A 7371-nucleotide genomic window follows, 5' to 3' on the forward strand; every position below is an offset into this window, starting at 1 on the left:
CCTGCGGCGACGGGTGCCGGATGAGGGGCTGAGGACACATGAGCGACGCGCGACAAATCCTCACGCCCGGGGAAACCTGCTGGCAGATCGCCAGGGCCGATCGGCTGGCCTGCATCATCGACGCCGCGGACTACTTCCGGCACGCCAAGGCCGCGATGCTGCGGGCGCGCAAACGCATCGTGCTGATCGGCTGGGACTTCGACACCCGGATCCATTTCGAACCCCACGGCCAGACCCTCGAAGGGCCCGATCAGCTCGGCAAGTTCCTGTCCTGGCTGCCGAAACAACGGCCGGATCTCGAGATCTACCTGCTGAAATGGAATGTCGGCGCGTTCGCCGCGATCAGCCGGGGGATGACACCGATCTTCATCGTCAACTGGATGACCGACCGACGATTGCACTTCGAAATGGACGGCGCGCACCCCGTCGGCTCGGCGCACCATCAGAAGATCATCGTGATCGATGACCAACTCGCGTTCTGCGGGGGCATCGACATGACCGTCGACCGCTGGGACACCAGCGACCACCGCGACGACAACACCTACCGAACCGCGCCGAACGGCAACCGATACGGCCCGTGGCACGATGCGACCACCGCCGTGGACGGCGCCGCGGCGAAGGCGATCGGCGAACTGGCCCGCGCCAGATGGAAATCGGCCACGGGGCAAGAACTGAGCCCGGTCGACGAGATCACCGGGGACCGGCCGTGGCCGCAGGACCTGGAGCCGACGATGCGGTCGGTCGACGTGGGGATCGCCCGGACCCTCCCCGAGCTCGCCGACCGCGCCGAGGTCCGCGAGATCGAGGCGCTGTATCGCGCGGCGATCGCGGGCGCCACCCGCTCGCTGTACATCGAGAGCCAGTATCTGGCCTCGCGCGCCCTCGCCGAGCCGATCGCCGCGCGCCTGCGCGAACCGAACGGCCCGGAGATCGTGCTGGTACTCCCCCGCCATGCCGACGGTTGGCTCGAGCAAGCGGCGATGGACGGCGCCCGCCGACGCCTCCTGCACCTGCTGTGGAAAGCCGACATCCATCACCGGCTCGGCGTCTACTATCCGGTCACCGCCGCCGGTACGCCCATCTATGTCCACGCCAAGGTGCTGGTGATGGACGACCGCCTGCTGCGAGTCGGATCATCGAACCTCAACAATCGGTCGATGGGCTTCGACACCGAATGCGACCTCGCTGTCGAGGTCACCCCGACAACCGCCGACGGCGAACTCCTGCGCGAAACCGTTCTCGGCATCCGCCGCCGCCTGCTCTGCGAACACCTCGACGCCGACCCCGCGAAATTCGACGCCACCCTGGCCGAGACATCCTCACTCGTGCGCACCGTCGAAGCACTACGCGGCGAGGGCCGCACACTGGTCCGATTCGACCCCGAAACCGTCGCGAACGAGGACAGCCTCCTGGCGGAGAACGACCTGATGGATCCCGAACGCACCCCGACCAAACTGTGGGACAGCCTCTTTCCGAGCTGAACGATGAGGACAGCGCCGGTTCTGCGCCCGCGAGAACCGCTGCGACGGCGGGACATCTACTCTCGGCCAAAAGCCGATCACTGTTTCGCAGGCGGCAGTCGATCACGCCGCGTTCGCCGAACCGTGATCGTCGGAGGAAGTCGCTGAGCGGGCGTCCCGGGACGGGCGGGCGTAACACCGAGCGCCCCGGATCCGACCGCAATGGTGTGGGCGGGGCAATCGAGGACGGGATGTAAGGCGCGTGACAGCCGGTCGGATCAGACGAACAGCCGCGCTGGCCGGGGTCACAGGTGCCCTCGGACTTCTCGGTTACGGCGGACTTGCGACTGCCCAACCGGACGTCGTCCCCAGCAACGAGACCACCGTAACCAGCGGAATCGGCTCCACCGAGGTTCCCGGCGACGCTGGTTTCGGCAAGGCGATCAGATTCGTCGCGGGTCCGGGCGACCACGGCAACGACGGCAACTCGAATCCGGGAAACGGCAACCAGAGCCCAGGCAGTGGTGAAGGCAACCAAGGTAACGGTGGCGGCAACCAGGGCAACAACGGGAACCAGAACCCGGGCAGCGGTAACGCCAACCAGGGAAACGGTGGCGGCAACCAGGGCAACAACGGGAACCAGAACCCGGGCAGCGGTAACGGCAATCAAGGCAACGGTGGCGGCAACCAGGGCAACAACCCGAACCCCGGAAATCCACCCGCGCCGCAGGCGCCTGCTCAGGAACCAGCCCCCGAAACACCTGGAACACCACCTGCACCCTCACCGCCCGAGCCCGAGGCTGCCCAGCCGAACATCCCCGAACCCGGCAGCGACTCACCCGGCAGCGGCGGCACCGCACCCCCTGCCGGCTCCGCCCCCGACGGAGTCGGCGAGTCACCCGGATCACCGACCCCCGGCGGAACAGGCGATCCACCCGCCGCACCCGCACCCGGCGGCGGTGCTGCGGTTCCCACCCACCAAGTCGAACCCACCAGCAACACCGGCATCCTCCCCGAGCCGAACCTCCTCTCGGTGATCGGCGGTCTCCTCGCCCTCGGCCTCGCCGGTGGCGGATCGGCCGCGGTCAGCTTCCAAGGCGCCGCCCAAGCCCAGGCACGCATCAACGCCGCCCGAGCCGAGTTCTTCGGACCGCGCACGTAGCGACGGGCCACCCCACCACTGCGAATCCCGGACTCTGCTGATTCCGATCTCGATGGCCCGCGGCCTCGACTTCGAGCAGCGACTGGCCGATCGTCTCCAGCGGCAGCGTTCGACTCCTACGCGAATCCGCCGGCGCGGACCATCCGCGCGTAGAGCTCGTCGGCGCGCATCAACTCGTCGTGCGTCCCGACCGCCCGAACGCTGCCGTCGTCCATCACGACGATCCGATCGGCGTGCCGCACGGTCGACAAGCGGTGGGCGATCGTGACGACGGCGTGGGTGCGCGCCCGCACCGCGATCGCTTCGACGATCGATGCCTCGGTCAGGGTGTCGATCTGCGACGTCGCTTCGTCGAGAAGCAGCACGTCGGCGTCACCGAGCATCGCGCGTGCCATCGCGATCCGTTGCCGCTGGCCGCCCGAGAGGTCGGTGTCGCGAACGTGGGTGTCGAGACCTTTCGGCTGGGCCGCGACAACCGAATCGAGGCGGAGGAGCCGAAGAACCTCGGCCACCTCGTCGTCGGTGGCACCGTGGCGCAGGAAGCGCAGGTTGTCGTTCAATGTGCCTGGCACCAAAGGCGATTCCTGCTCGACGTAGGCGACACGCGCGCGAACGTCCGACATCGTGAGGTTCCGGTACGCCACACCGCCCACCGAAACGGTCCCGCTGTCGGGTTCGACGAATCGCAGGATCGTCGAGAACACCGTTGTCTTGCCCGCGCCGGACGGGCCGACGATGGCTGTATGGCCCGTCGCGGGAATTCGCAGCGTCAAGCCCTTCAACGCGTGCGGTGCATCGGGCGCGTAGCGAACCGTGACGTCGTCGAAACGCACGGCGGCGTCGGGCTCGATGGTCACCGTCGGCGCAGGCTCGTGCGCCACGTCTGATTCGGAGTGCAGCGTCTCCATTTCCCGAATACGCATGGCGGCCGCGATACCCGACTGCATGGCCGTGATGTGTGTGGTCAGTTCCTGGATCGGTCCCATCAAGGTGAACGCGTACAGCAGGAACGCGATCAGCGTCGAGACGGTCAGCGAACCGTTGTCGACGCGCCAGGCGCCGATGGCCAGGATCGCGATGATGGCGCCCTGCACGCCGGTCCACGCGACGGTCCATGCCGTTGCCGAGACACGCACCGACTCGATCGCGTGCGTCCGGGCGTCGCGTGCGTCGGCGCCGATCAACGTGGCGATGCGGTGCTCGGCGCGGGCCGCCTTGACAGTGCGCACCGAACGCAGGCTGCCTTCCAGCACTCCGCCGAGGCGGCCGAGTGATTCCTGAGTTTGCGCGTCCGCCTTGGCAATTCGCGGCATCAGCGTTCCGAACAGCATGCCGACGACGACGATGGCCAGCACGGTGACGCCGAGCAGCATCATGTCGAGCACACCCATCAGGATCACGGTGCCCACCGTCAGGAAGGTGGCGTTGATGATGCCGATCACCGCTGACGACGCGGCCTCCTTCAACAGCAAGGTGTCGGCCGTGACGCGCGTGACCAACTCGCCGGTGGGGCGCGCCTGCACCGACGGAACCGTCGCGCCGAGCAGTCGTCGAACCAGCGTCGTGCGTGCGTCGAAGACGATGTTCTCGGCGACGGTCCCGAGCAGAATCCAGTAGCCCCACCCGAGTGCCGCGCCGATGACGAGCAGCACCAACAGGGCAACGGTCGGGCCCATGATCGACGCGCCCGTGCCGAGAGCGTCGAGGATCGATTTGGTCACCATCGGCGTCGCCATCACCGTCGCGGAACTGCCGAGGGCGAGGACGAGCCCGAGCAGCAGGGTGCGAGTGTGCGGTCGGGCATAGCCGATCAGGACACCCAGGTTCGACATGGACATCGGTGCAGCGGTCTCGGTGGGAGGTGCAGTGGTCGTCACCCTTCCATGAAACAGCAACGCGTCGCTGACGGTAGTCGCCGAGAAGTCGCGCATCGGGCGCACGAAGCCGCACCGCATCAGGCTGACGGCCTTGTGGGGTTTCCCAGTGGGCGGGACCGTATCGGTCAATTGTCCAATTCGGCGGATGGCGTAGACCCTCGGCAACTACGGTGCCCGCATGTCTCGCACTCACCGCGCTCTCGCGGCCGTCGCTCTCGCCGCTGTCCCGTTCGCCACGGCAGCGCCTGCCCCCGCGGCTCCGGTCGTGAACAAGGTCGTGGTCATCGGTATCGACGGCACACTGTGGAGCGAGGTGTCGGCGGCCGATGCGCCCCACCTCGACCGCCTGGCCGCGGAAGGCACCATGGCGCGCACCTCCATCGCCCCGCACACCACCATGTCGTGCGTGTCGTGGGCCACGGCGCTGACCGGCGTGTGGGATACCAAGCACGGGATCCGCGACAACGAGTCCACCTGCAACGCAGGACCTTTCGCACAGTATCCGACGGTTTTCACGCAGCTGGAGCGGGCGCGTCCGTCGTTGTCGACGGCCGCCGTCGGGACCTGGGACAAGATCGGCATGATCGCGCGCACCGGCAGCCCGCAGGCCGACCGGGTGGCCGTCACCCAGATCGATCCCACCGGTGCGGGCGTGTGTGAGACCACCGCCGATGCCGATGCCACCGCGCAGGTTGTCTCCGCCATCACCGAGGAAGGGACCGACCTGCTGTTCACGCACCTCGATCAGGTCGACATCGTGGGACACACGCTGCGCGGAATCTGGCCACAGGCCTATCGCGAGGCGATCGGCCGAGTCGACAGTCTGGTCGGGCAGATCACGGCAGCGGTGGACGCGCGGGCGGCCTCGCATGCGAACGAAAACTGGACGATTCTGGTCACCACCGACCACGGACACAAGCCCGACGGCGGGCACGGTGGGCAAAGTGCTTACGAGACAGCAAGTTTCACGATCGCGCGCGGCCCGGGGTTCGCGGCGGGAACTCAGAACAACGGATACACCCTCGCCGACATCACCCCGACCGTCCTGGACCTTCTCGACGTCCCGGCTCCCGCGAACCTCGACGGCGAGTCGATGCTGACAGGCGGCTCGGGCAACCCGGCAGCACCGGTGCCGAACACGCCACCGGTCGACGCCGGGATCACCGGTTCGTCATCGGGTTCGGCGCAGGCGGCCATGGTGGCGAACCCGTTGTGCATCCTCGGGAGTGGATCGGCGAGCGGTTCGTCCGAGAGGTAGGGCCGATCTGCCACGCGGTCAGTCGGGCCGCTGTCGTCGGCACGGGCGTGATCCGTACCACGTCCGTGTGCCTGTTTCAGCCGTCGAGCGGCCGGAATGATCGTCGGTGTCGACGCGGCCGATTCGCGTATCGGCCTGGTCGGCTGACAGGATCACCCCTGCAATGTGGGCGAGGTTGCTGCGGACGCCGAGTGGATCGCCAGCGCTCCCGCTCGAGTACGGCTGTGATCAAAGGAACGCCTGGAATGACAATGGATGCGCGAGCTGAGCTCGAGAAATTCCTTCTCGGAGACCGGTTCGCCTGTCTGGCCGGTCGCGCGGCCTGGCGTCAGGGCGGGATCACCCATTCGCACTACGACGTGATGGGTGGCGAAGAGTCGGCGCGACTGATGGCTGCTGATCTGGCGGAGTTCGTCGACGGGGCGGATTGGAGCTCGCGGAAGTTCACCAGTTTCATCGCGACCTTCGAGCAGCCGCGCGGGGTGGACGAGCTGCGGTTCGAGGAGTTGCTGTGGGAGCACCTGCAGCTGCTGCACGAAGCGGACGCCGATCGATTCGCCTGGGCGGACGGGTGTTCGTCCGATCCGCAGTCCGGCGAGTTCCGATACAGCGTGGCGGGGCATCCGTTCTTCGTGATCGGACTGCACGAGACGCATCGACGGTTCGGGCGTCGTCCACCGTTTCCGATGCTGGCGTTCAACTCGCACGAGCAGTTCGCGCGGATCAAGGCCGACGGGATGTGGGACCGGTTGGCGGACAAGATCCGCAGGCAGGACATCAGCCTGCAGGGCGACATCAACCCGAATCTGATGGAGTACGAGACTCTGTCCGAAGCGCGTCGATACTCCGGTCGCCCCAAACCCGCGGACTGGCAGTGTCCGTTCAGCGCGGTCGCCGAACGTGAGCTGGCGGGCGCGCAGCACGACTGACCGGACAGCGCGCCCCGCGCCGAGACAGGCCCACGCCTGCCATCGTTCGACTCAGCCTGCGCAGTGGACTCCCCCGCCGGGATCTGCGGTTCCATCCAGCACTCGGCCGGAACGGTAGATTCGGTCCAGTACCAACACGGAGGACGCACCACCCATCGGTTACCGCGTTCACCGACGACGGAGTTTGGAGTTCGACCAGCCATCGAGGAGTCCTTATGCCTGACCAGAACGTCACCCAATTCGCGAAAGTCGTCGAAATTCTCGACACGGTCGCCACATTGACCGACGCGCAGCGTGCCACCGCCGGCAGCACCGAACCTGCCGCTACGTCAGCACGAGCGTCAGCGAGCGAGCTGATCTCATTGCTCTACGCGGGCCCCGCCGCGGGCGTCCTGACCAAAGCTGTCGAAGAAGCGGTCGCACCCCTCGAGCTCGCCGGTAAGGAATCGGCTCACCTGACCACCCTCGCTAGCGACGCCGGGCTCGCGGTACTGCTCGTAGAACAAGACGCGGGCCACGACATCGCAGGCACCCTCTCCTCACCCTGGAAATCGGTGCTCGGCTGACATCGCTTGCGCGAGTACCGAACCCATGCCAGAAGGGGGGGTCCCGCCCCCCACCTGGGCCCCCGAACGCCCGTAGTCCCACCACTCGTTGAAGAAAATGAAAAAAAAGAACGACAAAC

Annotated in this window: 6 protein-coding genes; 5 read left to right on the forward strand and 1 reads right to left on the reverse strand. The window is 67.1% G+C overall.

Annotation, left to right across the window (positions count from 1 at the left end; all coding sequences use genetic code 11):
• Positions 1-38 precede the first annotated feature (38 nt).
• Both ACFW6D_RS01560 and ACFW6D_RS01565 read left to right on the forward strand, forming a co-directional pair.
• A complete protein-coding gene (locus ACFW6D_RS01560) occupies positions 39-1481 on the forward strand; it encodes a phospholipase D-like domain-containing protein (RefSeq protein ID WP_379323658.1) in 1443 nt (480 codons plus the stop codon).
• Between the two features lie 241 nt (positions 1482-1722).
• Positions 1723-2622 (forward strand): hypothetical protein, encoded by a 900-nt coding sequence (locus ACFW6D_RS01565; protein ID WP_379323660.1) that lies wholly within the window; start codon positions 1723-1725, stop codon positions 2620-2622.
• 116 nt (positions 2623-2738) lie between these two features.
• On the opposite strand, the gene ACFW6D_RS01570 is transcribed toward ACFW6D_RS01565, so the two are convergent.
• Entirely contained in the window at positions 2739-4499 is a 1761-nt protein-coding gene (locus ACFW6D_RS01570; RefSeq protein WP_379323662.1) for an ABC transporter ATP-binding protein, read from the reverse strand.
• A 178-nt stretch (positions 4500-4677) separates the two neighbouring features.
• On the opposite strand from ACFW6D_RS01570, the gene ACFW6D_RS01575 reads away from it, so the two are divergent.
• The 3 genes from ACFW6D_RS01575 (at position 4678) to ACFW6D_RS01585 (ending at position 7252) form a co-directional block, all read left to right on the forward strand.
• The gene (locus ACFW6D_RS01575; RefSeq protein ID WP_379323664.1) at positions 4678-5757 is read left to right on the forward strand and encodes an alkaline phosphatase family protein; all 1080 of its coding nucleotides are present in this window, start codon (positions 4678-4680) and stop codon (positions 5755-5757) included.
• Positions 5758-6002: 245 nt separating this feature from the next.
• Positions 6003-6686 (forward strand): guanitoxin biosynthesis heme-dependent pre-guanitoxin N-hydroxylase GntA, encoded by a 684-nt coding sequence (gene gntA / locus ACFW6D_RS01580; RefSeq protein WP_379323666.1) that lies wholly within the window; start codon positions 6003-6005, stop codon positions 6684-6686.
• Positions 6687-6901: 215 nt separating this feature from the next.
• Entirely contained in the window at positions 6902-7252 is a 351-nt protein-coding gene (locus tag ACFW6D_RS01585; RefSeq protein WP_379323668.1) for a hypothetical protein, read from the forward strand.
• Positions 7253-7371: the final 119 nt, after the last annotated feature.

Source organism: Nocardia sp. NPDC058705 (assembly GCF_042749305.1).
GTDB lineage: Bacteria > Actinomycetota > Actinomycetes > Mycobacteriales > Mycobacteriaceae > Nocardia.

What these genes read in the sequence shown, in the direction of transcription:
- ACFW6D_RS01585 (WP_379323668.1), top strand. Translation starts at nt 6,902, where the DNA reads ATGCCTGACCAGAACGTCACCCAATTCGCGAAAGTCGTCGAAATTCTC.
- ACFW6D_RS01575 (WP_379323664.1), top strand. Translation starts at nt 4,678, where the DNA reads ATGTCTCGCACTCACCGCGCTCTCGCGGCCGTCGCTCTCGCCGCTGTC.
- ACFW6D_RS01560 (WP_379323658.1), top strand. Translation starts at nt 39, where the DNA reads ATGAGCGACGCGCGACAAATCCTCACGCCCGGGGAAACCTGCTGGCAG.
- gntA (WP_379323666.1), top strand. Translation starts at nt 6,003, where the DNA reads ATGACAATGGATGCGCGAGCTGAGCTCGAGAAATTCCTTCTCGGAGAC.